Below are 24,776 nucleotides of genomic sequence, written 5' to 3' on the forward strand. Positions count from 1 at the left end.
CGGACCGTCTCGGCGTGGATCTCGGCCGCGATGTCGGCAAACGGATCCGCGTCCTCTTTCGGCCGTCCCCCTTTGGTTAACGGCAGCACCCAACCATCCGCGATGCATCTTGCTTCGAAGGCATCGCGTTCGGATTCCGGCATCGATTTTAACCGGCGCGTAAAACGCCGGTAATGCTTTTGACACAAGCCGCGACTGTAGATGGATTGGTCACCACAGACGGCACAGCCGTGTTTCTTGGGTTCTGCGTGAGTCATTCCTAAGTTTGTACCAAGTTTTTATCTAAAACGCAAATTATTGCGTTGAAACGACTTAAGTATTTTTATAGCGCATTCAACGTCACAACGACGGTCAAACTTAGTACGAACGTAGTTGACGCAACATCAGAACCCCGCATAATTCGATTCGTCACCCCGAGGACGACCCACCGTTTCCGATGGATCGTGATTGGGGTTCGGCACATGCAATCGAGTCTTGCAAAGCATCACCTAAAGCGGGCGTCAGCCATGGAAAGAGCGAACGAACAAACGATCAAGAGCCGCGTGCTCAAAGGGCGTTGCATCCTCGATGGGTGTGATAGCCCACTCGGAAGTCGCGGACTATGTGATCATCATCGGCAAAAGTGGTACCGCACCTTGAAAGAGGAAGCGACCGAAGACAAACGCAACGCGTTCGAAGAAAACTCGATCAAGCTCGGGTTAATTCTTCGCAGCGGAGAACAAGACGAGTGGATCCGCGAACAATCCAACCCGTTCCGCGCAGCAAAGGCGTTGTCATGAGCACCACCACAAACGGCGTCGCCGAACAAATGATCGCATCGCGGGACATTCCCGCCGCGGTGCAGCAGATCACCGGATTGCGGCCGCATTACAACACCATTCGTCGCTGGCGAACCATTGGGATTTGCGGTGTCAGACTCAAGACGCGACGTATTGGCGGACGGGTTGTCACCAGCCGCGATTGGCTCGAGCAGTTTTTTGATGACGTCACATTTGCACGCCAATCCAAATCGACCGCCGACGGACCCCATCACGGCCAATGCTCGCCAGCTGCAAAACGGCGCAACGAACGAGCCAAAGCCAAGCTGAAAGCCAAAGGCCTGTTGTAAATCGGCCCATCAACCTGATCCCCCACGCAACACGGAGTCGTCGCGATGTGCAACGGCACACAACCCCAATCGTCCATTGCCAACGTGTTCAGCGCGATCCACATGATTGCGACCGGGTACACCTTTGCGGAGATCGAACCACGGTTGAGCATCGCCCACGGCGATCGCACGTGGCATCCCGCATGCCTTGGTGCAATCACCGCGATGCGAATGACGGACAAATCAAACGTCGTCGCCGAATTGGAAAACTTGGCCAATTGGATCGAGGAACACAACGTTGGGTAAACCGATAACGCTGGGCCACTTGATGAAGTCCATCGGCGATTACAAGTCGCGTCCACGTCGAGTCATCGTGAAGGACGAGCCCGATTATGCACGCCGAGTGATAGGAGTGCAAAACGGCAAGCTGTTATTGAAGCACTGCGACGGCAAATGTCGTGTGGTTTCGATCGAACAAGTGTTGAAAGTGATTTAGAGCAATCTTCGCAGGGGGGAGAAAAGTCATCATGACAGCCGTCAATCCAATCTATGGCGAATGCGAGCGAGCCGACGAGACGCTTCGCCAATTGCGATCGATCTATCGGTTGATCCGAAAGTTCAACATTGATTGTGTGTCGCGAATCGATGTCGGTAACGAACCCTCGGTCGAATTCGCCGACAAAGATCAATTCCTCGCACTGTTCGGCGACTGCGACTACACGCAGCACACGTCCTGGGGATCGGAATACTTCTCGGTGGTCATCGACGACGTAACGTTCGTCACGATCGAGTCACTTCACGAAACCGAGCTAACCAACCGCGACAAACCGGAGGTGCATTGTGCGACGTCCTGATCAACCATTCCGCGACCAACCGACCTTGTTTGGATCGGCAGTCGACGTGATCGACTACGGCAAACGCAATCGCGACGAAACCTACCGCGACGATTCCGCCCGCCGGCCGAGTCAACGCGGGATGGTGCTCGCCCGCATTGCCAATCACGGCATCGACGGCGTCACACGCGAACAATTGGCCGACGAAATGGGATTGCCCCTGGCATCAGTGTGCGGCCGCGTTCGAGAGCTGAAAGATTGCGGTGAAGTCGTTGACACCCCCAACCGACGCGTCACCCGCAGCGGTAAATATGCCGCCGTCGTCATATGTCGCGAGTTCATCAACCCGACCTCGCAACGATCGACCTCGCAACGATCGACCGCCACACCGCCGGCAACGTCGTCGGCGCCGCCACCACCTGACCGCCGAGCCGACCGCCCGACCACCGTCGACACCATGGGCGACGTCATGCCCGATCAAATCACGTGCCCGACGACACCATGCGATCAACACGGCGAGACCATCCAAGCAGGCCGGCGATACACGATCACCCGCGGAAAGCGAACCGCACGCGTCCAAGTCATCGAGGACATCGACACCGGCGAATTGCTGTACGTCTGCGGCCACGATCGGCCGTGCCCCATCAGCGAAACCGATCCGCGTGCGACGTGGGAATGGATCGACAGCGATGCAGGAGATGCGAATGGTTGATGCAAGCCGAATCAATATCGAACGGTTGCACGAGATCCACGCCAAAGTGCATCAGTTACGCGAGATCCACGAAGCACTCGGCGAAGAGTGCGTCGAATTACTGGGCGTCGGCGACGACAGCCAAAAGATCGACCTAGCGCGAAGCATCGTCGATCACATGGAAAATCCGGAAGTCGTCATTTTGCAGCTACGAGGGATGTCATGAGCACCGTCATCACCACCGCGTTTGTTTTTTGTGTTTTCACCTTTCTGGCGTCCCGCCGTGGCGACGTCGTTACTCGAGTCAAGGATCGATGGAGAACAGGCAATGTTAGTTTTAAGCAGGAAACCGGGAGAGACCATTTGCGTCGGCAATGCGATCGAAGTGACCGTGATGGAAATCCGCGGCGACCGAGTTCGCATCGGGATCAAAGCACCGAAGACGGTCCCAGTGCACCGATCGGAGGTGATGGACCGGATCGTCAAAGCGGCAATCCATGGCGGGACCGAGTGATCCCGTCGCCGTGTGAACGGATGGCGATGCGATCGATGGCGCTTTTCGGCGTCGTCATCGAGATCGACGGTCACCGCTGGTTTGGGCTGTATCCGGCGATCGACCACCGGCAAGCGATCGTTACCGCGATTCTATCCGCGTCGACGTTCGAGCACATCGACGCCCGGCCGGAACATTGTTGGCCAGTCAAAAACTTTGGGTGCTGCTTGTATCCAGCGACTTGGGTCTCAGCCGCCAAGTTTGGCGAGAACATGCAATTCGCCCACGGGGCAACCCATCTCGATCCGTCCACATGGGCGGCGGATTTTTTGGAAATCGTTGAGTGAATTTGTTTTTTCAAAGGAAATGGAATCAGTAATGTCAATGTTAAGCGAAGATACCGACGTCAAATTGCACATCGGCGGCGAGCTCCGGCAAATCCATCCGGAAACCGAAACGATCATCGACGTGTTCAACGAGATCGGCGAAGACGGCGTCCCCGTCAAACGGCTCGTCCACGGCAACCGCCGGTTGCAACCCGAACCGGCGGTCGAACGCGAAGTCGCCCGAGCCAAAGCACGCGATCACGAATTCCACTCGATCGACGCGTTCTGTGCGTATCTATCACGCGAGTGCGAGACGTTGTCGTCGTTGGTGCTGGCCGATGTCGATTCCGAGCGGATGCGAGCCACGCTTGACGAGTCAGACGAATCCGATCGCGAGTTTGTCCAATTCGTTGCCACCACGCATCCGTTGTTTCGCCCATGGTTGGGTCTTGTCGACACGTCGACCCCCGTGTTGGATTTCGCGTTGTTCGCGATGCGATACCGGTCAGCCATCATCCAACCCGACGGCCGTGAATTGGCGTTGACGTTCAGCCAAATCAAGTCGAGCAAAACGATCACGAAAAAGTCGGGAGTCGGCGCCAAGACGCTCAACGGCGTGATGGTCGAAACGGTGATCGGCAGCGAACGCCACGAAGTCGCCGTCGAATTGCCCGAACGAATGACGATTTGCGTTCCGTTGTTTTTGGACACCGATCCGGTCGAAGTCAACTTGGATCTGTTAGTCACCGACACCCCCAACGGCATCGTCGTGTTCGTCGCCGCCCCGTCGCTGCAGGAAGCGAAATTCCAAGCGTTCGGCCAATTCGTTGAAACGGTCCGCAAACAGACCGAATTGTTAGTCGGATTCGGCCGCGTTCGTGAACGCGATTGGAATCTGATTCGTTAACCACCTACACCCCATGATGATGCGGGCCAACGGTGATCCTTCGATCGCGGCCCTTGCTGATGACGAGACCGAATAAGCGTCAGCTGCGGTTCGATGCGGAACGTCGCGTGTTGAGTCAAAGATGTGTGTTCGCGGGGCACGCCTTGATTTCCTGTTTGGGGCAAGTTCCTTATCGGAGCAAGCACGAAACAGACATCGAAGAGCGGAGACGTGACGGCTCGGAGAGACGAGCATTACCGAGGCGGTAGCTCAGTGGCAGAGTAGGCGATTCATCGGAGGATCGACAGCCAGGTCGCAGGTTCGAATCCTGTCCGCTTCGCTGATGTGGTTTGACTGATCGTTCACACGCAAAAGAAAGGGAATTTACATGGCATCCAAACAATTTGTGCCGCTATCGACAAAGCTGATCGACGAGGGCGAGTTTATCAACGAGCTTGACGAAGCGATCACCGAGACGATGAAGGGCCTCGTCGCGTTTCGCCGTCGGCATGGCGACCGATCGCACAAAGCCAAAGCAACGATCACCGCCAAGATCGAAATGGTCGTCACCGACGTCGAAAACGGTGCCTACCAAATCAATTGGAAACTCGACCAATCGTTGCCGAAACGTCCCACGCAAAGCTCGTTTGCCGTCGAGGGCGGAACCGAAGACAACTCGGACGCATTGTTTGTGCGAACCAGCGGCAGTGACAACAGTCATCCCGACCAGATGAAGTTCGCCACCCGCGACGGCCGCACGATTGATCCGGAGACTGGCGAAGCACGTTAAGTAGAAAATCATGGAAGATCACCATCGTCCATTGATCGCAATGGCCGAAGAATCGACGCGTGAAATCCACGCACGCATTTGCGCCGTCGAATCGGCCGTGCGTGCGATCGGGTTTCGCCCCGATTCCGGCCACGATCTGATTTGCCGTTTGATCGCCCGCGTCGCTGGCCGTGAAACGCTCGTGCGTACCGTCGCCGAGATCGCTGCCGATTCCGCCGTCGGGATCTCATACAGCTACGCACTGCGATGCATCGCCGAGCTGCAAGCGTACGACGTGATCCGCACGCGTGAGATCCAAACCAACCCCACCCGGCGACGCGGCCGACCGGCCAAGACGCTGCAAGTGTGGCTGAACTGGGAATTGATTCACGAGACCAACGCGATCGAAAGCCGGCACGTCGCGCTGCAGAAAATCGCCCCCATCCCGACCGAAACCACCTCTGATGAATTAGTGACGAAGTCGTGTCGAGACGATGACGGAGCGTTGACGAAGTCACGACCAAACGATGACGAAGTGATGACCAAGTCGTGTCGGAATGCAAAACACACTGTATTAGAAAACCCTCTTCCCTCATCGCCGTCACCCGGTGCAAACCAGCCGAAACCGCATCCATCGGCGACGGCGGCGGAATCGGGATCCAAAATCAAATTCGAATCGATCGTCGATTCCATCCGTGATGCCGGAGTCGAGCGAGTCCGCAATCTGATCGACGAAGCCAAACGAGCCGGGATGACGCCCACCGAGTTGGCCGACGCTGCGTACGTCGTTCGCCACACCGACGCCCTCGGTGGCGGTGCCCTTTTCGATCACGTTCGCTCCGGCGGATGGCCAATCAGCGGCGTCAAACCGGCCGAGGTGATCCGGGCCGAGCGACAACAACGCGCCGACGCGATCCGTCGTGACGTCGCCGCCAACGCCCCCCGTGGCACTCCCGCCCATGCGATCGCCGGCGTCACCGCCAAGCGATTGATCGCCGCGGGATTGCCCGAGCACGTCCAGGACAACGAGCGAGCCGTTTACAACGCGATCCACCGGTCCCAAACATCTCAAGCCCCCGACACCCAACCATGAACCGCATCAAATCATCCCAACAAGCATCCAGTCGCAGCCACGCAATCTCCCGTGTTCGACAACAAGTCAGCAAGGCCATGCGAGATCCCGATCGTTGGGTCATTCGGATCACCTATCGCGACGCCGACGGCGTCGTCACCGATCGACGGGTCAGCCCCACGCGATGGAAGAACGACTACTTGTTTCGAGCGTTGTGCACTGGCCGCGGCGACCATCGCCAATTCGACATCCGCCGGATCGAATCGATCAAGCTGGACAACGCCGCCGACGTCCTCATGCACGAGGGCGTCATAAAGAAATAGTCGACCACGATGCCTCACCGAATCAATCCCTACACCGCCCCAATCCGAACCGCACCACCGCCAACCAAACCAACCTACGGTCGCTGGTTGATCGCATGTTTAATAGGCTGGTTTGCAACCGTGCTCGTGATGTCCACCATCATCGATGAACTGGCGGAGATGAACGATCGCCAACAACGGATTATTTGGGATCTGTGTGATGAGTTGAATGCAACAAAAGTACTAAAAGACTGTCATCCTATATAGTTTAACACTGACTCACCAGCATGACACACAACTCACATGTTAGTTTTTGCATCTTACCGTAGTTGCAATTGCCCCCCGATTGGTTAGTCTCCGATGTATTCCAGTAAGCCACACACTAGACGATGGGAATACATTATGAAAATACCCGGCAGTGAGCGGGAACTACGCGTATTGGTGAACTGCAAGACCTACCCTGCAGTGAGCACGAAGTATGTTGAGACCGTGTGCACTGGGGGCGTCGACGAGAACGGTAAATTCACGAGATTGTATCCAATTCCGTTTCGCTTTTTGCCTGAAACGGAAAAATACCAAAGATGGGATGTTATCAAGCTAAGGGCATACAAGGATACGAAGGACAAGCGTCCTGAAAGCTGGCATTTAGCACCGGGGACGCCAATAGAAGTAGAAAAGAAGATTATTTCAGAACGTCAGAGGTGGGAATGGATGCAACCCACTATTTTCGAAAGCCGGGATGCAATGTCGGATTTAGGACTGACGAACGGATGTGTTGAGATCCAACCATTGGAACTCTATTACAAACCAGATAAGCGCAAATGGAGCGAATCGCAATTGCAAGCAATTGCCCAGGGTGACTTATTTGCATCCGAAAAAGAGCGGGTGGGACTCGGGGACCGCGTTCCATGGCAATTCCGGTTGAAATTTCGTGAACGGTCAACCGGGTTAGAAGGAGACCGAAAGGTGCTCGCGTGGAGCTATTACGCAGCGTATCAGCGAAATAAGGTGATCGAAGGAGAAGTGGGGGCTTTAGCGCAGATTTCAGACCGAATTCGGAAAAGTATTTTCAATCCGGATCGCACCGTTTACGGGATTTTTGGTACACACAGTCGAATCGGGGAATGGATGATCTCCGGGTTGTACCATGTTCCAAAGACCATTACACAGATTCGTGCCTTTCAGTGGGAATGAACGATGAACAAGATTTTAACCGTTGGATACGAAGGCTTAGAAATCGGAGATTTTGTAGAGCGTCTGATCTCCGCGAAGGTTGACATGCTCGTCGACGTTCGTGAAATCCCAACGAGCCGTAAACGTGGTTTCTCCAAAACCGCGTTGAGACAAATGCTCAACGATGCAGGAATTGAATACAGACATTTCCGGTCGCTCGGATCGCCCAAAGCGTTGCGACACGCAGTGCGAAAAGACCGAGATTATAACGAGTTTTTTTCTGGTGTGAGGAATCATCTGAAACGTGAAGAATCGCGAGACGCGTTGAGGCAGATCCGAACATTCGCGAATTCATATCAACTTTGTCTTTTGTGTTTTTGTAAAGACTGGAGAAAATGTCACCGTAGGGAAGTGGTGCGAGAGCTTTCAGCAAATGCGTACATCAAGATTGAACATCTTGCCCCTGACGCACTGCATAACTCAGCAGCGTAGCCCAGACCTAGCGTCCGACCATAGAAAAACGAAAAAAGTGACATAGGTAATATTGATCACCCGTCACTCGACTGATCAGGTCCGGTTAATACCGTATCATCTAGCTGAACCCGCTTTCCGTCTCGAACCGCCGCCAACAAGTCAACACAATCCTGTGAATATTTTTGCGTCAGCGACGTGTCCGAAGATCCTGTCTTTACGGTAATGTGATATATGTTATCGAAGCTTTTAATGTCGACATGGTATTCGTCTCTTATCTGCTTTATCAACTTGTCCGCGTGCGACCAGTAGGAAAATCCCAACTCCCGCGCCACACCGCTCAAAGTATACGGATAAACGGCATTAAAGACGCTTGGATTGTCAAGAGTTGAGATCCCGAGCAAATTCGCAAATTGACCTTCCGCGTTTACGGCGTGTTCAAGGGTGGTGAAATCAATCTGCACAGTTTTTCTGGGGATGTCATGCCTTACTAACTCGTAGTTGCGGGCTAGTAACGCTCGGAGAATCTTGGGATCCACTTTTTTAATTGGAGCACCAGCCCCCAAAGCACGGAATATCCAATCGTAATCATTCGCATCTATGTTGCGAACGCGAATAGATCGCCCGTCGTGCAGGGCAATAAGCTTTTCATCTGGTAAACTATTGGCTGAATCAGCGTCAGGATTGAACGTTACGAAGAAGATGTTTGAAACCACGCCATTGGGCTCCGCCAATATTTCGTCAATATCCGAAAGGATCGCTCGAATGTTATCATCTGTCCCGCTATACCCCAAGAACACCAGTGGATGCTCCGCAAAATAGGTCAAGAGCTTTGCACTCAAATACTTTTTTTTCCGAGTCCATTCTTCATAATCCTCGGCCGTTAGAACGATGGAACGTGGATCTTTCGCACAACCATGGATTTTAAAAATCTCTCCAACGCTCACATAATTTGTCCGAAGAATTTGCTGCCCAACCACAGGCGTGAAATCGGGGAATACACGCTCTAAGAATTCGTCGTAATTCGTTGAAATGATCGCGTGAGGCTGAATCTTACGTAAACTATCCAACTCTTTCTTCATAGCTGCTTTCCTGATTTTGGAAAGCGGGGGAGTTAACGTGAGAAAATGCTTTGCAACGTAATGCTTCAAATAAATATCGTTTGGCTGGTCTGACGTAAAAAGCTCCGATGGAAACATTTTTCTACCTTCCTTACTCCACGCCCATTCACGATAACAATCGGCGATCTCAGACCCGATTGAAGGAAGGTCTTGGTTCTTCTGACGATAATATCCGTAATCGTTTACGATAGTGGGACATACGGAACAAAGGTGCGTAAGAAGCGCATCCCAACTGGGTGCGTCAAAGAAGCGTTTTGACAAACCGGACCCCGCGAAGAGGATCGGTTGACACCCTCTGTCTGAGACCACATCACGGATGGCAGTTGAACAACGCTCTTGATACTCAGTGTAGCTGGTCATCTTTGAATACAATCCGGACGATGCGTATCGTGTAAACGCGAAGGGTCCCAGGAAGTGACGAGACAAAAAAACGTGTCAACAATCTTCGCCAATCAGGAATGTTCACCCCGTCGTCACAATCGCACGAACACGGTCCGCTTCGTTTTTGACTTCGGTGGTGAACGCGTCGGCGTAGCGGCGTAGCGGCTTGATGTCGTCGAGCAACGGAGCATCTTCGTCGTAGTGGCTGAGCATGTGGTACATTCGATCGAGGATGATCGGGCCTCGCCCTAGTTGTTCAAGCATCAACGGAATGTCTTGGTAACCATCCTTAGCTCAGACGCCGACCAAAACCAGCGTGAAGAAATCCGCAATCAACGCCTCCGCCCGCTCGTGGTTAACATTCGCCACGCTCGACCGTCAACAAGCCGCAAATTCTACCCGGCGGGGGGCTCGTGTCAAGTTGTTTGTCACACGGGTGACTGGGGTTGGTGCGAATACGCGCAATTGTGTCTATAGATTCCTCGCGGTGGAACGGGTCGTGACGCTGGCGGAGATGTCTCGAACTGCACTAAACTCCGGCTGCCGACGATTGATCCGCTCATGACATCCGATCGAATCGCGTCGATGGCCCTTTGCAGTTGTGGCCCGGCCGCAGGTTACCGTTCGACAGTGCGTTTGCCCAACCGCAGCGATAAGCGATCGCGAAGCGTCGCGGTCAACGGACGCAATGTAAAGGTCGCCAAGGTCACCCTATCCGCATTCTTTGCAACCGAGAGATAGCGGACCACTTGAATCGACCAATTCCCCGAAACCACCTTGTGCTCCGTGCGATTGATCCCACTGCTGTACGGCACCCGATTTTCATTCGCATACAACCCCGTCAGCGCATTTGCATCGTTGACGATCAACGCGACTGTCTCTTCGCCCTCTCGGATCGCACGCGTGATCCGGTCGACATCGTCGATGGCCGACTGGGGTGCCCGAACCGTCACCATCCTCCACGCCGAACACAACGTTGCATAAACCGTGACTTCCTCGTCCACCGAACGCCGGTACTCGACAAACTTGTTGCCAAGTGACTCCCAAGTCTTCGACTCTCGGAATCCAGCATGCAGAAGTCGTGCATGAACGTCGACGTTTTTGATCGACGGACCTTCCACCGTCGACGGCGAACAGCCAGTCAAAGGTGTCAGCACGGGAAAGAGCAATAGAGCGACGCGGAGTAGTGATGTCATGTTGGCGCGGGCAGGAGCGAGTCGGCAGGGAGCCGCATCCTATGGATGATCACGCCAGAGCTCAACACCCACCCGATGGTTTCGACACCGAGTTAGTTGAGCATGAAACAACCGTGTGGGAGCGTTGGAGAATCGCTGTCGATGTGATCCACGCATTCACGGAATATCGATCCGGCTACCACACGCCACGTTGCAACCAGAGCGAAAAGGATGAGACGCTTGGGGGGGGGCTGCATCGACCCAGCTTGACCGACCCCTTACAATGCCCCCAGCGTGACGGGGTGACCAAATATCCATGGGCTAACGATCCCACGAACAGAGCATCGGGGCAATGGGAATTAACAAGAATAGTGATCAGTATGGCTTTCCGGTGGAGCCAACAGCGGACGATTTGACGCTCGCAAAAAAATGGGTCGATACAGCGAAACCAGAGCTTGAGGACGAGTTGCGTCAATCGTTGGTCAATCAAACGCGTCGAACGCTTTTTCCTCGGGCGTCAGACAGTCACATTGATCGGTTGATCTTGCGACCGATGGTTGGTTACGACGATGACGCCGACATCACCGAACGGTTGGAAAAGATTGTCGCTACAATCATTGCAGCCGCTAATGGACATGCCAGAATGACGAAACACGGCGACTCGTATTCCGTCTTTGCCCAGTTTGTTGGTGACCACAACTTTCGACGTTGTATGATCGCCTGGTTGGCTCATCATGCGTCAAAGAATCATTGGAGCTTGATGGAAGATTGTTAGAAACCTGCATGAACAACCGTTGGCACGAAACATGCCTATGGGGGACGGGAATTTCAGAGGGTTCAAGAAGACAGTGAGCGTGTAAATGATTGACGAGTTTGCAAACGTCAAATTAGGCGAAGAGTTTATTCACGACAACAAATCGTACCGCAAAGTGGATGATCGCCGCGCAGTGTTGGTCGATGATGCATCAGGCGACGATAGAAACGGCTGGCACTTTTATCCCGAAGACGAAGTTCGCCGCGGTATTCAATCCGCAATAAAAGATCAGAGATAAAACAGCTCGGACTCTCAGACGCCCGCTATTTGCGGCATTTTGGTGCAGGATGCCGCGTGATCATCAACCGTGCTCGCACCTGATGCAGTGCACTGACACGTCTCGCCGATCAGACCTCGCGTAACACGTCGTGCCTACGATTCTGGTATTGAATCCTCGAATTGGATGAGCGGTTCGGAGAATCAAGGCAACGTCCAATTGTGCATACAATATACAGTGCGCCCCCTTTAATGCTCACGAAACGGAAACGCAATAATGCGGCAGGAAGTCAACCAGGATAAGCAGCAAGCGAGAACGAACACGGCAACGAAAGCCAGACTCTTGATCAAAGAGGCTGGCACCACGGATGAAGCCCCATTGCGTGAGTCACTGCGACTGAGAAGATTCGAAACGGCGAATGGCCAAAGTCTGCCGGCAACCGTTGTTCGATTGTTGCTGCGTCCTCTTGTGGACTGCGAAGGCGATTTCGACCTAGTGATCGGATTAGAGACGATTGTCGCGGAAATTCTCGAGTGCACTCACGGCCGGGCCAGGTTGGTAAAGCGAAAACACGACTGGGCCGTCTATGCCGTTGTTGCAGGTAGTGGCGCATTCCATCAAAGTATGCTTATTTGGTTGGCTCACAAGGCCGTAAAAAACAAATGGAGTTTGATTGAAGACCATGAACGGCCTTGACGTACACCGGTGGCACATCGCTTGCGGCACAAAACGCGGGATAAATGTACGGGCGGGTGCATCATTCAAAGTGGCTAAGAGATGCAAGACGAATACCTGAACGTCGAAGTTGGTGACGAATTCGAATACCAGGGCAGACGTTACTGCAAGTTGGACGATCGCAGAGCATGGTTGCTTGACGGCGAACCAAGTAGCGATGAAAAAGTGATCCATTTCTATCCCGAGGATCGAGTCCACAGAAAGGACATTCCAATGGAAGAAGTCGCCACGCACGGCCAAAAACTTCCCGGACGATCCCGGTTACGAAATGGATTGTTTTGGATGTTGTGCTTCGGGTTCATCGCCATCCTTGTCGCCATCATCATCAGCGGCGGCTGGCTGAGTCTCGGTTAGGATCCAAAAAAGGTGGCGCAAAATGGAAACTAAGTTCTACAGTATCGACGCTGGCGAAGAGTTTGAGTACGAGTCAAAAAGGTATCGCAAACTGGACGATCGTCGGGCAATGATGATCGATCGCCACACAGATGCACAACGAGTGATTCACTTTTGTCCCGAGGACAGAGTAAATATATCCAAAAGGTGATCGCAGTTGACATGAAATGGCGACTGCACCTTCTTCGCAGTTCTCTTATGGCTGATCACTCGACAATGAGTTGACCCGACGGCTCGGGCAACATTCGCAATTGGATGGAAGGTTAACGTTGTAGAAATAGCCTAATCGCGTATCGATAGTACGGGTTGTAGCAGGTCAATTTTCGGAACTCGGAACATATCACCAGAATTTGATTTTGATAAGAGAGTTGGCATTTCTCCCTAACCTAGGCTTTGAAGCTGCGTTATCCGCAGACGCATCAGGTTGCCACCCCCGAGGTGGGAATCGATTGCGACAAGTCAAAAGCAAATGGTTCTGGGGCAAAGAAACGTGTTGCAAAACGACTCATTTTTAAGGCGACCGATCCGTCATGACGGTTTCCCAATCCGTCCAACCACGGACGATCGGGAAATGGCAAAACAATTGGTCCGCAATGTTAAATCCGAGGACACGGCGGGACTAGGTTGCGATTTGAGCCAGCTAGCACGTCACGCGCGAAAACGTCCTTTTCATGTTTTGAACATTCATCGATTGGTTCTTCGACCAATGACTGATCACGATCGTGATCCAGACATACAGCAACGTCTCGAACTGATCGTCGCCACCATTGTCGCGGCATCAAACGGCCACGCAAAGATGACGCAACACAAGGGATCGTACTGCGTGTTTGCCATCTTCTTCGGCACCCACGTCTTCGAACGATGTTTGATTTCGTGGCTAGCCCATCATGCAGCGAAGAACCATTGGAGCCTGATGGAGGACGGCGATGATTCGGAAGTCCCCACGTTCACCCCGGAAGCTGAATCAGCAAAGGACAACTTAATTGAAAAAATCCGGAACTCGATCGAAAACGAAAAAAGAGACGAGTTCGGAAGCCTCCGAATCGGAGAAGATTTCATATACGGCGACATACGGTATCGCAAAATCGATGCAAGCAGAGCGGCGCGGATCAGCACCAGATCAGGATTTGCCGAGACAGCTCTGCTTTTTTATCCAGACGATAATATATGTCCACTCGCTTGACCGCGGGTGTCACGGACAACGTTGGGCTGGCGGCGAGCGAGAATTCGCTCGTGATCGGGGATGCCGCGTGATGCTTAACGGCATCCCCGCCAGCCCGCGACGACTCAATCAAAGTCAATCGATCGAGCGTCGTCGGTATTTTAAAAGCGACGGACACCAGCTTCCACCTACCCAAAAAGAGTCCTGACACCTTTTCCTTTCTCAAAAAGAGTCCTGACACCTTTTCCTTTCTGACCCCTTTTCCTTTCCTGACACCTTTTCCTTTCCAGAAGGACGAGATTCGCCGCGAGTTCGTATCGTCTCATTTGAATCGCCGTCGATGTTGGGTCAGGTCGCGTTGTCCGATTGCAGAACGGTGGCGATCAGCGGGTCGGGACGTTTGATTTTCCATTCATGAAACCTTGCAAGCCCGACGCCGGTGCATCGCATGGTTCGCCGACCCGAATTAGCTTGCTGTCTTTTTCCTGTTACTAATGAGAAACATCGGGACCAGAACGAGAATCATAGCACCGATCGGATAGCCATAGTAGTTAATCCACGATCGAGAGAAATCGGGTAGCACAGCACCAATGAAAGCGATGGGGATTGCAACAATAAGCAAGCCGCCAAGCAAGTTTCCAAAATCATCCTCTGTGACAAAGTAGAAGACGATTGCGAGAAGCAACCATGGAACTGCTGCAGCTCCCGCCTTCCAGAGCCAGTCAGGCGCCGACACTTGCACGGGTTCTGGAGATACGTATGCCGCCAGATCATTCAGCAGCGCTTTGTGAACCTCCTTTGCATCGTCGCTTTTGGATTCACTGATTTGCTCGGCCTGTTCGGAAAGTTGAGTCAGTAAATCCGCCGCCCGCTCAATCCTGCCGAGTCGAAAGTGCCCGGTGTACATCTCGTAGAAGGTTGTGCAGATGATTGCGAGGAATAGCAATGCCAGAATGAACCCTAGACGTCTCCACGTAAATTCCGTGACCAATTTCTCGAAGAATTGAACGATTTGATCCATACGGTCCCCATTCCAGTCACGCTAGTTGTTGGTGCAGCCGATTCAATCGGTTGGCATCGATTCCGAATTCACATTGGCACGAACGTTGCGACTGCGAGGCGCGTAAAGTCAAATTTGTTTGGCGAACTTATGTTTCAGCGGATGATCAGGGTGAGGATAAGTCGTTTTGGGGTGTTCTCACCCTTATTCGGACTTATTCTCACGCTGTCCCCCCTCGGCGGAGCGGAGGAGTTCGCTCGCTATTCTCACCCTCTATAGAGCTACTGTCAAGCTTGTTCTCACCCGGCAGACGCCGCTGCAGAGGGATTGTTTGCAAACGGCTCGAAATCGAAAGCCAGTTCGCTTACACCACTTCGCCTGTTGGGACGCGTCAATTCCTATGCTCCCTACGATGGTCCAACCGTCATTTCAAAATCCCGCCGCGTGAAGGCGGCGGCGTGATGCCGGACGGTGTGCATTCCGCCGGCCCATGATGATTCGACTGATGTCAATCGGTAATAGGTTGTGTCGAGATCCTCGCCCACCAAATCATCCGGCCCAAACGTGATCGTCGGTGGGGTGTCATCGAACACCGGGATCCGTTTTTGCCACTGAGTCAGAATAGGTGAAGTCACCCGGTTGCCGATTCCCGCGAGTGCTGGATGCGAGCTAACCAACCACATCACCGGCCCGGCGGGGCGTTTTTTACATGGCCCCCATTTTGTTCCCGACGACACAGTGGTGACGTACGAAAAGTCGCCCGCGTCAATCGCCACTTGGGGACCGTATAGGTCGTTTGTCAGTCCGCTGCCTGCCCATACGTTGGCCGATCGCGTTGATGTCTCGATCGGCAAATCGCGTAGATCAACGACCGTATACAAATCGGCTTTGACGACGAACTCGTTCGTCGATTGATCGATCTCGACAATCGACACCGATGCATAAACTTGCGGCGTATTGAACGCAACCGACTGCGTGATCGGTGCAGGCGTGTTCTCGACGCCGTGCACGGCATCTTGAACCAGCAAGATTTCGCGAGCCATGCGGGCGTTGATGTAGATCTCGCCGTAGATCGCCTCGCTGTAATTGCATCCACCGTAAATCAACGTTCTGTCGCGAGTCGCATAATAATTGGGCGGATCGAGATAGGGATCGCTCGGCCGTGGATCCACGAAACCGGTAAACGAACCGCCAGGAGTCGTGACGGACAAAACGGACATCCGCAATTGGCGTCGGTTGGGCCGCCGAATGCACGCGGCGACGGGAGGACAGTCGAGAAAACGAGATCCGATCAAGTTGGTTTGATTGTTGGCGATGATCGATCCAGCGATGCTGGGATAGTTTGCCAATTCACCCTCGGGCAATGTGAACGAAACCGACAATTTGTCGCTCGGCGTGGCGGGGGTGAATTCGAGCCATGTTTCTTGTTCCCACCATCGCCGGACGATGTCGCCACTCGGTTCGGCAAGCACATCGTAAACCTTCAACATTGGCGTCGCGTTGACCAGTAGCGTGTTGCCATCAAACGCGACTTTTACTTTCATCGCAAAACCCGACTTGACCGGGATCAAACGTTCTCGCGTTTCGCCGTTACACTCAACCGTGATGATCCAGCGGTGTTCGTACGCCGCTTCCCATTCGTTGTAAACCACTTTTAATCCCGACGGAAAATAGTCGAGCGTGATTTTCAACCAAACCGAATCGTCGCTCCTTTTAACCACTAATTCGCGAGTCGATTCACCAGCGTACGTTTGGAAACTGCAGTCGAGTCGCCAATCGGTTGGCGGCAATAATCGCTCGTCACCGGGAACGGTGGTCGCCCACAATTCACAGGTCTCGTCGCAACCGCAATCGCCGCCGCCACCGGGACTATTCTGGAATGACATTCGGCACGTAATCCTCGATCGTTGGGTTGCATCCAAGCGTGATCGTTCGCCACACGCCGTCGTTTCCAAATTGCACGGCGATCGCATAACATCCGGCGGTGTATTCACCGGGCGGTACCGCGGTTGCTTCGATCGTCGCCCCGGTCTCGGTCAATTCGACGCCGTCGCGATCGGTGGTTCGGAAAACTCGAATCGTAATCGTCGTCGCCGAAAACGAATGCTCATATTGCGATGGCTCGATCGTGACCGACTCGGTCAATAACCCTTCCGCAAAACGAATCGACGGTTGCGATCGCGTCACCATGTTCGCTTGCAGCTGGGCGACGGCCGCCCGCAGCTGCGTCATCTCGTCCCGCAATCGTTGCAATTCGCTCATCGGTTGGCCCCCGCTTCGATCAACCGCATCACGTCGAATCGATGCGACGCGGCGGTGATGGTTTGGGTGGATCGTGCGTCGGATGGTCGAGTCGTGATTGGGGAATCAATTCGGATTTCGATCACTGGTGCGGCAACGTCGACGCCAGCCACGTCGACCCAACGCAAATTCGCTCCGATCGGCAACAGGCTGATCCGTCGCTCGGTTTCGACCGTGACGCGATGTCGAGGCGAATGGGCGTAGGCGGCAAGCAATGACGCAAGTGCCTGAAGCCTCGGCAACGGGTTTCGCAAAATGCCACCGTCGGACGTTTTGCGATCGCCAAACTCATCGATCTCGACCACCGTTCCGGGCGGAATGTAGATCATCTGCAGCGGCGCGTGTTCAAAAACATAAAGCCGACGCCGGGGCACATCGATCGACCCGAGATCACCCGATGCGATCGAATAGTAGGGACGGCGATCACCGACCATCGCGACGGTCGTCTCGATCGTTTTGTAATCGTATCCGTCCAACCCTTTGCCGTCGGCCTCGTTGCCGTTGGACGCGGTGATCACGAATCGTGGGGCACCGCCGACGTTCAAACGCAAACCGGGACCATTTTCGTTGGTCGCGTTGACTTCCAACGTGAACGGTCGCATCGAGGCGAAAGGGCCCGTGGGCAAGTGGGCATCGACATCACCGATCAGCTCGAGCGGATCGCGTTTGTTAGATACATTCTCCGACGGCATTTCCACCGACACCAGGATCGGCCGCCGTTGCCATCCGACCGATTCGTCAACTGCATCGACGTCGCCGGAATAATCGACGCCGACATACAACGGTAATTCGGATAGGACTCGGTGCGTGCCGGGAAAGGATGTGTGCGGATTGTCATCGTTGCCGCCGGTTTCGCGATTGGGATAGATCGACTCTCCATTGAGACAAGTGCCGTCGGATTCGGGATCGAGCACTAAATCACGATAGACCGCCTGCAGACTCGCCCGCTCGCGTACTCGTTTGTTCGCTTCGGACCGCTCCGCGTTTGTCCAGTCACCCCAATCCGGATCGTCCGCAGCCCCGTTGTCAAACGCCGTTTGGTCGCCGGACTCCCAATCGTTGACCCATTGTTTTGATCCATGCTTCAGCGTGCACACCGAAATTTCACGCGGCCCGGCAACGACGACTTCGTCGACCACGTCAGACGAATCGACTTGATGGTCGATGTGGGTCAGGGGATCGGATAGAGCGGATAAGTTGACACCGCCGGAATCGTACGGCAACGATCCGATGCCTGGGATCGTGGTCGGGGTGATCAATCGTGTTTGAGCGACGACATGCACACCAGTGACCACGGGCAATCCGCTCGTGCCGAGCTCAGGGATGGTCGCGGTCGCTCCGATTGCGAGCGAAGCCATCCGGCCAGGCGTGACCAATTGGCGAAGCACATCGCCAACCGTCCGGCCGTCGCAAGTGATGGTGGGCGAGTCCCAATTGGGCAGGTATTCCAACCCACTGATCCGCCAGGGAATTTCGGCGAGGGGGGCAGAGTCCGGATTGGGCATGATTCGCGAAGTGGTTGGCGCGTGGTAACCGACAAGGTATTGCACGATGTCGGCGGTCGACCACGTGTGCCGCTCTTCGTCGGGTCTCGCGAACCCGTATGCTTGCCACGTTCGCGTTTCGTCGAGCGACTTTCGAGTGGCGGATCGGTTGCCACGGCCATCTTGGTTGAACGTGGCGGCGATGTCGCCGAATCGTGTCCACTTTGCTTCGTTTGCCGGATCGGTTGCGATTGTCCCTTCGATCGTGGCGACGTCCCACAACCGTTCCATCCCAAAACAGGGAACGAACTGCGAACCGCTGGCGATCGCGTTGCTTCGTGGGTCAGCCGAGGCGTAGGATAGCGGTTGTGTTTGCGGCGATTCGGCGTATCCGAGCCACACCATTGACGAAGCGGAATCATCCGATTCGTGCGCAATCAGCACCCAATAACCCCGCGAAGTAATCGGATCAAAACGACGAGCGACGTTTTCGCCGGGCAAACAAACCCAGCCGTACTGATAATGAAGCGTCGCGGTTGAAATTTCTGGGAACGCCGACCACACGGTTTGTGTAGCGTGCAAATCCGGCCGCGGCGTCCACGCATCGTTCCAACGCAGTTTCGTCCACACGCGCGACGATCGCGTCGTCGATCGACGTGGAAAGAGTGCAGGGTCATTTAGGTTGATCGTGATCGACATTAGGACAACGGCACCGCGACGAGGATCCATTCGCTGACGACCTTTGATGCGGGCGAATGTTCGTAGGTCGAACCGTTTCGCGATCCCGCGGCCATCGGGATGATCTCGGCCGACACGATGCGGACGTCAAGCACGAAAAACCGCAACCGATAGGGCGCGATTTCATAGTTGATGCCGTCGGCGATGATGTAAGCGTGCAATCCAATTTTGTCGCGTTGACGGCGTTGATTGGCCTCGAAGTACTCGGCCGCGTCAAACCGGGTGGTCAAGAGTCCGAACGGTGTCCCGGCCGGCGGTTGCATATGGATACCCACGTTCGGTACGCCTGGTTGCACGTACGGCACCCCCGACCACTTCGGCACCTCGACCGTTCCCTCGTAAAGATCAAATAGAAAACCACCGATGTTGATCATTGGGTCTCCATTGCCGCCCGGTGATCCGCGTTATTTGCGGACTGGCGAATCACGTTGGACGGATTGCCCGGTTTTGGTTTCGTGTTTGCCTCGGTCCCCTTCATCGCGTCGAGCTGTTCACGTGCGATCTTGTTTTGTTCGTCGACTTTCTTTGCAACGTTACGAAACTCATTGGCAAGAGTCTCCATGTAGCGTCCCAGATCGGCGTTCCCTTCCCTGCGAACACGGTCCCCGAGGTCGGTCGCGTAGTCGGCGGCCGAAGTGATTGAACCGGGAGCTAGCGAGCTGGCGTTATTCGAAATCAGCTCGATGATGGCGTCGATCTGGTTATCCAATCGGTTGACGATGGGGTGTTCTTCTGTCGTGATTCCGTCCTGTGCAAATTCACGTCGACGACCGAGCAACGTGTTAATCGCGTCGACTGATTCTTCGGCGAATGTTGAGCCCGATAGTCGACCGCGACGGATCCACGCTTCGTCGACCTGGGACGATAAAAACCCGAGGAACCCCGGCGAGCGTGTCTCTTGTAGCGTGGTGGCGACCTGGTCACGCAATGCCGCGAGTGATGCTCCCTCGATGTCTTGGCTCAATTGAGCGGACTGCCCCCCTCGCTTCGGCTGACGAAGTTGGACACGGACAATTGCGGTGTTCCCGACGCGATTTGCGAGGCTTCGCGTTCGAAAAAGTCCGCATCCGCTCGGATTGTTTGGTAGCTGCTTCGCAGCTGCCGTGCGGCGTCGCTTTCGGCGTCAAAGATGTCATTCAGGACAACTTGGAATTGCTTTTCACCAAATCCTTCGCCAACGAACTGCCGCTGTAATGCTTCGTTTTGCTGCAGTGTTTGGATTCGGCCAAAAAACGTGTCAAACGCCACGGTGCCTTCGCCCTTCTGTTGGACTTCGGTTGCGACGGTAACGAATTCGGCCAGTCGCTCACGGTCGCGAATGTTCGCCTCGGTCGCGGCCCCCTTGGCGATCTTTCGATCGAGCAATTCAATTTTGCTTCGTGCGTCAACGAGTTCATCGTCCAGACCGGTAAAGAACGAATCCATCCGTGTTGAGAAATCGGTTTGGAACGTCGCGGAGCTGGTCCCCCGGTCGTCGTTTCCGAATTGCGTAATGACCGCGAATAACGCCGCCGCTTGTCGCGACGCTTCCTCGGCGTCTTGTTCGCGAACGGTCGACACAGACGAACCAATCGCTTTTGGCAACGATTCGACCAACGCGGCCGGATCGACGATTGCTGCCTGCGTTCCGGTCGTTTCCAAAAGCGCGATCGATTGGCGGATGTCGGTCAATCCCGTTTGCCGTTGGATCGCGACGGCACCGGCGGCGGTTTCGTCGAGTTGTTCCGGCGTGTTTCGTTCGAGTCGTGCCGATTGCGTGACGGCGTCGACCGCTTGCTCGGACGTTGCACCACGCGAGACGGCGGCGCCGAGTGCAGTGGTGATGCCGGCAAGAAACGAAAAGCCGGCTTTGTTGGCGATTTCACCAATGGATCGCTGCAGCAATTCGTCGCGTTCGACGATCGACAATCCGGCGAGGTTTTTGGCGGCCTCTTGCTGGGCTTTCGCAAGTTCGCGTTGCTTGTCGAGCGAATCGTCAAGCAATGTTTGTTGATCGACTAGGTACTGATTGATCGACGCGAGCACACTTTGAAAAGTGCTGTACGCGGTACCGATCGCGAGAAACTTTTGGACAGTACCTTCGAACGTCTTGTCGAGTGTCGATGCTTCGGGCTGTACCTTATCCTTAATGGCACGAGCCGCCTTTTCCGCCGCGGGATCGATTTTTCCAAGCGACAAAATCACGTCGTCAATTGACTGTTCGGCCAACTCGCCCGCGTTGACGAGATGTGTTTTCAGCTCCGACGCGACTTTGCGACCAACCGGTCCCATCGATCGCAACGTATCGAGCGTTTCGGCGAATTTGCCTTCGCCAAACCGAGCCGCATCGGATAACTCCGTCTTGATCCGATCGGCTGACGCTTCGACCGTTGGGTTGATACGCTTCAAACGTTCGAGCACTTCGTTCATGTCGCCGGCGGCGGCCGCATCGGCGGCAACCAAATCGGCTTCGATCCCTTTGGCGATCGCCGCCGCCTCGCCACCGAGCGACTTCAATTCGGCAAGCGTGTCGTCAAATTCCGATTGCTTGTCCGCTTCGGCGATCCGAGTGCGAATCTCATCGGCCACGCCCTTGGCCGCCGGGCCGAGTTTCTCGAGATCGGCGAGATACGAATCCAGACCTGCGGTATCGCCACCGGCGGTGGCCAACGTTCGTGTGATTTGGTTGGATAGTTCCGCCGACTCGGGACCTAGATCGGCGAGCGCGGAGTGAATTCGATCGAACGCGACTTCGGGCTCAACGTCCCCGAGCTCGGCACGCACGCGGTTGGCCACTTCGGCCGCGGCCGGATCGAGTTGGCGCAAATGTTTAACATATTCGTCGATGTTCGGCGGCGACAATTGGATCGACGCCAAATCATCACGCATCTCGCGAATCACTCGCGATGCCGCGCCGCCCAGTTGCTCGATCGAGCGAATCGAATCATCGAATTTGAGCGAGACTTCGTTGGCCGCAAACTCGGCACGCAACGCCTCAGCCGCTTCGGCCGCCGCTGGGTCGATCCGTCGCAATTGACCAATGATCGACTCGATCGACTTTTGACCGGCTTGGCCAGTCGACCGGAAATGGGATTGCAATTCGTCGCCGAGCTTTTTGCCCTCGGGCCCGGCCCGTTTTAGATCTGACAACAATCCTTTGAGCGCTTTGTTGTCGGCGTCTTGTACCCGTTTGAGCGCCGCTTCGATTTCGTTCCCGGTGGCGTTGCCGGCGTCGGCCGTGCGTGCGAGTTGTCGCTCGTGTTCGCGTTCTTTTTCGATGACGCGTTGCAGCGAAGCCAATAGCTTGGCTTCGTCTCCGCTCAGCTCGACGACGGTAGTTGCCACAAGATCAATTCCGCGAGGGTGGGGTGATAAGGATGGCTTAGCCCGCGGTTTGCGGCGTTACACCAGATTCGGTACGGGAGCCGCCGGAGGCTCGGCGGCGTAGGCGGTTTCCCAGGTTGGCCCTCATCGTTTCGGTGTCGATCGCGATGTTTAGAATCTTGCTCGACAATTCCAAGGTCAACAGATTCGCGGCGGTCACCTCGGGCTTTTCGAGCCGATAGTTCAACCCGAGCACCTTGATCGCGAAATCGTGCAAGTCGACTTCCGCTAGTGATGCACTCGATTGTCCTCGCGTTAATTGATCGAGGATGCGGTCACCGATCTTGATCGCGTCGTTCCACACGTCGCGGTATTGCGGGACAACTTCGCCTGGCACCATCCGCCCGGTTTCGGTGTCTTGCGTCAACATGCGATCCAGATTGCATGAATAAAGCAATGGACCGTCGATCTGGTTGACGTCAAAGCATCGCAATTGAGGGATCACATAGGATTGACCATCGAACAGCGTCAACCGTTGACCGGCGATCTGCGTTGGACGTTGTAGCGATTCGGGGGTGACGGGTGACTCGGGATCGATTCCGACGTAGGCGTCGGTACCGAATCGCTTTGACCATTTTTGATTTGGATCAAACCGCAACGTTTTCACCGAGCCGGATTGGCAACACAGCATGCCTTGTAAATCGTCCGGTCCGCGGAACGTTTCACGTTTGGTTGGTCGATCGATCAGCCCACCAAGCCGGAATTGATCGAGGATCGCAGCGTTGACATCCTTGACGCCGGGAAGGAAATAGATCGGTGACATGGCTCACGCGTTAATTCGGGTGGAATGGGTGAGCCGTCCAAATTGCCCTGCGATCGCGTGATGTCCCGCGTTGGCGTTAGTGATCGACGACGTCGCGACTACGCCGGGGCGTCGGCGTATTTCGGTTCCACCACCACCTGCAATTCGATGTCGGTGCTGCGTTTTCCGTCGATCAGCAAATGGGCATCAAAGTTGTAGCGGTCGACTGGAACGTTCGTTTGTGCCGAACTGAATTCCAACCGCACGGTACAGCTGCCGACCGCTTTGTTTTGCAATGAAAGCGAACCGACCAACACCGGCGAATCGGGTTCGGTCCCACCTCCGGCGGCGCCAACGACGACCGAGGCGGCGGTGTAATCAACGGCGGAATTAGTGATCGACCATTCGAACGCACGCCCGATCGACGCGGTGTAATCATCGCGTTGTTTGATCCGGATCGTATCGGAAATGTTCGTCGATCCGTTGCCGGCAAAGTTGTTGGCCGATGGCAGTATCCGCGTCGCTACCGCGTCGGCCATTTCGTCGTAGTCAAATTCGGACTCGGTTTCGGCGGCGACCTTCCCAGTTACCGCTTCGATAGCCAGATCCCCAAAATTCGACGGCAACGCGGCGGCAAACGATGAAGCGGTCAACAATGTACCGATCTGCGAGTCCAAGTTGGCGCTGACCATTCCGATCGCACTTCGCACACCCGATGCCGTCATCCCGCCCGAGACCACTTTAACGTCGACCATGCCGGGGCTGGAAAAGACGAATTGATCGGTGACTGCTTTGATCGCGGCAATCTCGGTGTCGATGTATCCGGCGATCGTCGCCAAAGTATTCGGCAACGTCGTGCCGGTATCCTCGACAATGGCCGCTAGCTGTGAGTCCAAGTTTGCACTGGCCAAACCGATTGCACTTCGCACTCCGGCCGCATCCAATCCGCCGCCCCCGCACCCGACACCGCGTTGGCGTCGACTTCGCCGGGATTGGTGAAAACGAATTGATCAGTGACCGCTTTGATCGCGTCGATCAAACCGTCCA

The 24,776-nt window shown here is 54.8% G+C and carries 32 protein-coding genes and 1 tRNA gene; 20 read left to right on the forward strand and 13 right to left on the reverse strand.

From position 1 onward, the window contains the following. The coding region (locus RMSM_RS11575; protein ID WP_040765850.1) for a hypothetical protein at positions 1 to 257 on the reverse strand (257 nt) is incomplete at its 3' end. A gap of 249 nt (positions 258 to 506) precedes the next feature. On the opposite strand from RMSM_RS11575, the gene RMSM_RS11580 reads away from it, so the two are divergent. The 16 genes from RMSM_RS11580 to RMSM_RS11650 all read left to right on the forward strand — a co-directional run bounded on the left by RMSM_RS11580 (position 507) and on the right by RMSM_RS11650 (position 8,124). Beyond that, positions 507 to 779 (forward strand): hypothetical protein, encoded by a 273-nt coding sequence (locus RMSM_RS11580; RefSeq protein ID WP_008695784.1) that lies wholly within the window; start codon positions 507 to 509, stop codon positions 777 to 779. Beyond that, positions 776 to 1,108 carry a DUF1580 domain-containing protein gene (locus tag RMSM_RS11585; protein WP_008695786.1) on the forward strand — a complete coding sequence of 111 codons (333 nt, stop codon included), beginning with the start codon at positions 776 to 778 and terminating at the stop codon, positions 1,106 to 1,108. The genes RMSM_RS11580 and RMSM_RS11585 overlap by 4 nt, the downstream gene beginning before the upstream one ends. Before the next feature lie 45 nt (positions 1,109 to 1,153). After that, a complete protein-coding gene (locus RMSM_RS11590) occupies positions 1,154 to 1,393 on the forward strand; it encodes a hypothetical protein (protein WP_040765853.1) in 240 nt (79 codons plus the stop codon). Continuing rightward, positions 1,386 to 1,583, forward strand: a complete 198-nt coding sequence (locus tag RMSM_RS39770; RefSeq protein ID WP_008695788.1) for a hypothetical protein — start codon at positions 1,386 to 1,388, stop codon at positions 1,581 to 1,583. Before RMSM_RS11590 ends, RMSM_RS39770 begins: the two co-directional genes overlap by 8 nt. 31 nt (positions 1,584 to 1,614) lie before the next feature. Beyond that, positions 1,615 to 1,941 carry a hypothetical protein gene (locus tag RMSM_RS11595; protein ID WP_008695789.1) on the forward strand — a complete coding sequence of 109 codons (327 nt, stop codon included), beginning with the start codon at positions 1,615 to 1,617 and terminating at the stop codon, positions 1,939 to 1,941. Continuing rightward, positions 1,928 to 2,632, forward strand: coding sequence for a MarR family transcriptional regulator (locus RMSM_RS11600; RefSeq protein ID WP_008695791.1), 705 nt, complete (start codon positions 1,928 to 1,930; stop codon positions 2,630 to 2,632). Before RMSM_RS11595 ends, RMSM_RS11600 begins: the two co-directional genes overlap by 14 nt. After that, entirely contained in the window at positions 2,625 to 2,837 is a 213-nt protein-coding gene (locus RMSM_RS11605) for a hypothetical protein (protein ID WP_008695793.1), read from the forward strand. The genes RMSM_RS11600 and RMSM_RS11605 overlap by 8 nt, the downstream gene beginning before the upstream one ends. Continuing rightward, positions 2,834 to 3,451: a hypothetical protein gene (locus RMSM_RS43980; RefSeq protein ID WP_040765855.1), complete on the forward strand. Its 618-nt coding sequence runs from the start codon at positions 2,834 to 2,836 to the stop codon at positions 3,449 to 3,451. The genes RMSM_RS11605 and RMSM_RS43980 overlap by 4 nt, the downstream gene beginning before the upstream one ends. Positions 3,452 to 3,482: 31 nt before the next feature. After that, entirely contained in the window at positions 3,483 to 4,337 is an 855-nt protein-coding gene (locus RMSM_RS11615) for a DUF2303 family protein (RefSeq protein ID WP_040765858.1), read from the forward strand. Between the two features lie 238 nt (positions 4,338 to 4,575). Further along, a tRNA-OTHER gene (locus RMSM_RS11620) sits at positions 4,576 to 4,656 on the forward strand. 48 nt (positions 4,657 to 4,704) lie between these two features. After that, positions 4,705 to 5,106, forward strand: coding sequence for a hypothetical protein (locus RMSM_RS11625; protein ID WP_008695798.1), 402 nt, complete (start codon positions 4,705 to 4,707; stop codon positions 5,104 to 5,106). 10 nt (positions 5,107 to 5,116) lie between these two features. Next, complete coding sequence (locus RMSM_RS11630) at positions 5,117 to 6,178, forward strand: hypothetical protein (RefSeq protein WP_008695799.1); 1,062 nt, start codon at positions 5,117 to 5,119, stop codon at positions 6,176 to 6,178. Beyond that, complete coding sequence (locus tag RMSM_RS11635) at positions 6,175 to 6,480, forward strand: WYL domain-containing protein (protein WP_008695802.1); 306 nt, start codon at positions 6,175 to 6,177, stop codon at positions 6,478 to 6,480. Before RMSM_RS11630 ends, RMSM_RS11635 begins: the two co-directional genes overlap by 4 nt. A gap of 9 nt (positions 6,481 to 6,489) precedes the next feature. After that, positions 6,490 to 6,726 carry a hypothetical protein gene (locus tag RMSM_RS11640; protein ID WP_008695803.1) on the forward strand — a complete coding sequence of 79 codons (237 nt, stop codon included), beginning with the start codon at positions 6,490 to 6,492 and terminating at the stop codon, positions 6,724 to 6,726. 135 nt (positions 6,727 to 6,861) lie between these two features. After that, the gene (locus RMSM_RS39775; protein WP_144057572.1) at positions 6,862 to 7,653 is read left to right on the forward strand and encodes a hypothetical protein; all 792 of its coding nucleotides are present in this window, start codon (positions 6,862 to 6,864) and stop codon (positions 7,651 to 7,653) included. 3 nt (positions 7,654 to 7,656) lie between these two features. Then, entirely contained in the window at positions 7,657 to 8,124 is a 468-nt protein-coding gene (locus RMSM_RS11650; protein WP_008695808.1) for a DUF488 domain-containing protein, read from the forward strand. Positions 8,125 to 8,180: 56 nt separating this feature from the next. Here RMSM_RS11650 and RMSM_RS11655 read toward each other — a convergent pair whose 3' ends face one another. The 3 genes from RMSM_RS11655 to RMSM_RS11665 all read right to left on the reverse strand — a co-directional run bounded on the left by RMSM_RS11655 (position 8,181) and on the right by RMSM_RS11665 (position 10,801). After that, a complete protein-coding gene (locus tag RMSM_RS11655; protein WP_040765868.1) occupies positions 8,181 to 9,584 on the reverse strand; it encodes an SIR2 family protein in 1,404 nt (467 codons plus the stop codon). A gap of 102 nt (positions 9,585 to 9,686) precedes the next feature. Next, the gene (locus RMSM_RS11660) at positions 9,687 to 9,869 is read right to left on the reverse strand and encodes a hypothetical protein (protein ID WP_008695811.1); all 183 of its coding nucleotides are present in this window, start codon (positions 9,867 to 9,869) and stop codon (positions 9,687 to 9,689) included. Between the two features lie 353 nt (positions 9,870 to 10,222). Further along, positions 10,223 to 10,801, reverse strand: coding sequence for a hypothetical protein (locus tag RMSM_RS11665; RefSeq protein ID WP_040765869.1), 579 nt, complete (start codon positions 10,799 to 10,801; stop codon positions 10,223 to 10,225). Between the two features lie 331 nt (positions 10,802 to 11,132). Here RMSM_RS11665 and RMSM_RS11670 point away from each other — a divergent pair, with 331 nt between their 5' ends. From RMSM_RS11670 to RMSM_RS11690, 4 genes are all read left to right on the forward strand, one after another. Next, the gene (locus RMSM_RS11670; protein ID WP_040765870.1) at positions 11,133 to 11,555 is read left to right on the forward strand and encodes a hypothetical protein; all 423 of its coding nucleotides are present in this window, start codon (positions 11,133 to 11,135) and stop codon (positions 11,553 to 11,555) included. Between the two features lie 85 nt (positions 11,556 to 11,640). Continuing rightward, positions 11,641 to 11,832, forward strand: a complete 192-nt coding sequence (locus tag RMSM_RS11675) for a hypothetical protein (protein ID WP_008695816.1) — start codon at positions 11,641 to 11,643, stop codon at positions 11,830 to 11,832. A gap of 756 nt (positions 11,833 to 12,588) precedes the next feature. Beyond that, on the forward strand, positions 12,589 to 12,900 hold the full coding sequence (locus RMSM_RS11685; RefSeq protein WP_008695819.1) for a hypothetical protein: 312 nt from the start codon (positions 12,589 to 12,591) through the stop codon (positions 12,898 to 12,900). A gap of 610 nt (positions 12,901 to 13,510) precedes the next feature. Continuing rightward, positions 13,511 to 14,122, forward strand: a complete 612-nt coding sequence (locus RMSM_RS11690; RefSeq protein ID WP_008695821.1) for a hypothetical protein — start codon at positions 13,511 to 13,513, stop codon at positions 14,120 to 14,122. A 445-nt stretch (positions 14,123 to 14,567) separates the two neighbouring features. On the opposite strand, the gene RMSM_RS11695 is transcribed toward RMSM_RS11690, so the two are convergent. From RMSM_RS11695 to RMSM_RS11735, 9 genes are all read right to left on the reverse strand, one after another. Beyond that, positions 14,568 to 15,122: a hypothetical protein gene (locus RMSM_RS11695; protein WP_008695825.1), complete on the reverse strand. Its 555-nt coding sequence runs from the start codon at positions 15,120 to 15,122 to the stop codon at positions 14,568 to 14,570. Between the two features lie 386 nt (positions 15,123 to 15,508). Further along, positions 15,509 to 16,987 (reverse strand): hypothetical protein, encoded by a 1,479-nt coding sequence (locus RMSM_RS11700; protein ID WP_008695827.1) that lies wholly within the window; start codon positions 16,985 to 16,987, stop codon positions 15,509 to 15,511. Further along, positions 16,971 to 17,363 (reverse strand): hypothetical protein, encoded by a 393-nt coding sequence (locus RMSM_RS11705; protein ID WP_008695829.1) that lies wholly within the window; start codon positions 17,361 to 17,363, stop codon positions 16,971 to 16,973. The genes RMSM_RS11700 and RMSM_RS11705 overlap by 17 nt, the downstream gene beginning before the upstream one ends. Then, positions 17,360 to 19,516 carry a hypothetical protein gene (locus tag RMSM_RS11710; protein WP_144057573.1) on the reverse strand — a complete coding sequence of 719 codons (2,157 nt, stop codon included), beginning with the start codon at positions 19,514 to 19,516 and terminating at the stop codon, positions 17,360 to 17,362. The genes RMSM_RS11705 and RMSM_RS11710 overlap by 4 nt, the downstream gene beginning before the upstream one ends. Before the next feature lie 68 nt (positions 19,517 to 19,584). Beyond that, positions 19,585 to 19,998, reverse strand: coding sequence for a hypothetical protein (locus RMSM_RS11715; RefSeq protein ID WP_008695833.1), 414 nt, complete (start codon positions 19,996 to 19,998; stop codon positions 19,585 to 19,587). Next, complete coding sequence (locus tag RMSM_RS11720; RefSeq protein WP_008695834.1) at positions 19,995 to 20,588, reverse strand: hypothetical protein; 594 nt, start codon at positions 20,586 to 20,588, stop codon at positions 19,995 to 19,997. Before RMSM_RS11720 ends, RMSM_RS11715 begins: the two co-directional genes overlap by 4 nt. Continuing rightward, on the reverse strand, positions 20,585 to 22,948 hold the full coding sequence (locus tag RMSM_RS11725; protein WP_008695836.1) for a hypothetical protein: 2,364 nt from the start codon (positions 22,946 to 22,948) through the stop codon (positions 20,585 to 20,587). The genes RMSM_RS11720 and RMSM_RS11725 overlap by 4 nt, the downstream gene beginning before the upstream one ends. A gap of 37 nt (positions 22,949 to 22,985) precedes the next feature. Further along, complete coding sequence (locus RMSM_RS11730) at positions 22,986 to 23,750, reverse strand: hypothetical protein (protein ID WP_008695838.1); 765 nt, start codon at positions 23,748 to 23,750, stop codon at positions 22,986 to 22,988. A 98-nt stretch (positions 23,751 to 23,848) separates the two neighbouring features. Further along, positions 23,849 to 24,658 (reverse strand): hypothetical protein, encoded by an 810-nt coding sequence (locus RMSM_RS11735; protein ID WP_144057574.1) that lies wholly within the window; start codon positions 24,656 to 24,658, stop codon positions 23,849 to 23,851. Positions 24,659 to 24,776: the final 118 nt, after the last annotated feature.

The organism is Rhodopirellula maiorica SM1 (assembly GCF_000346295.1).
In the GTDB taxonomy this organism is placed as follows: Bacteria; Planctomycetota; Planctomycetia; order Pirellulales; family Pirellulaceae; genus Novipirellula; species Novipirellula maiorica.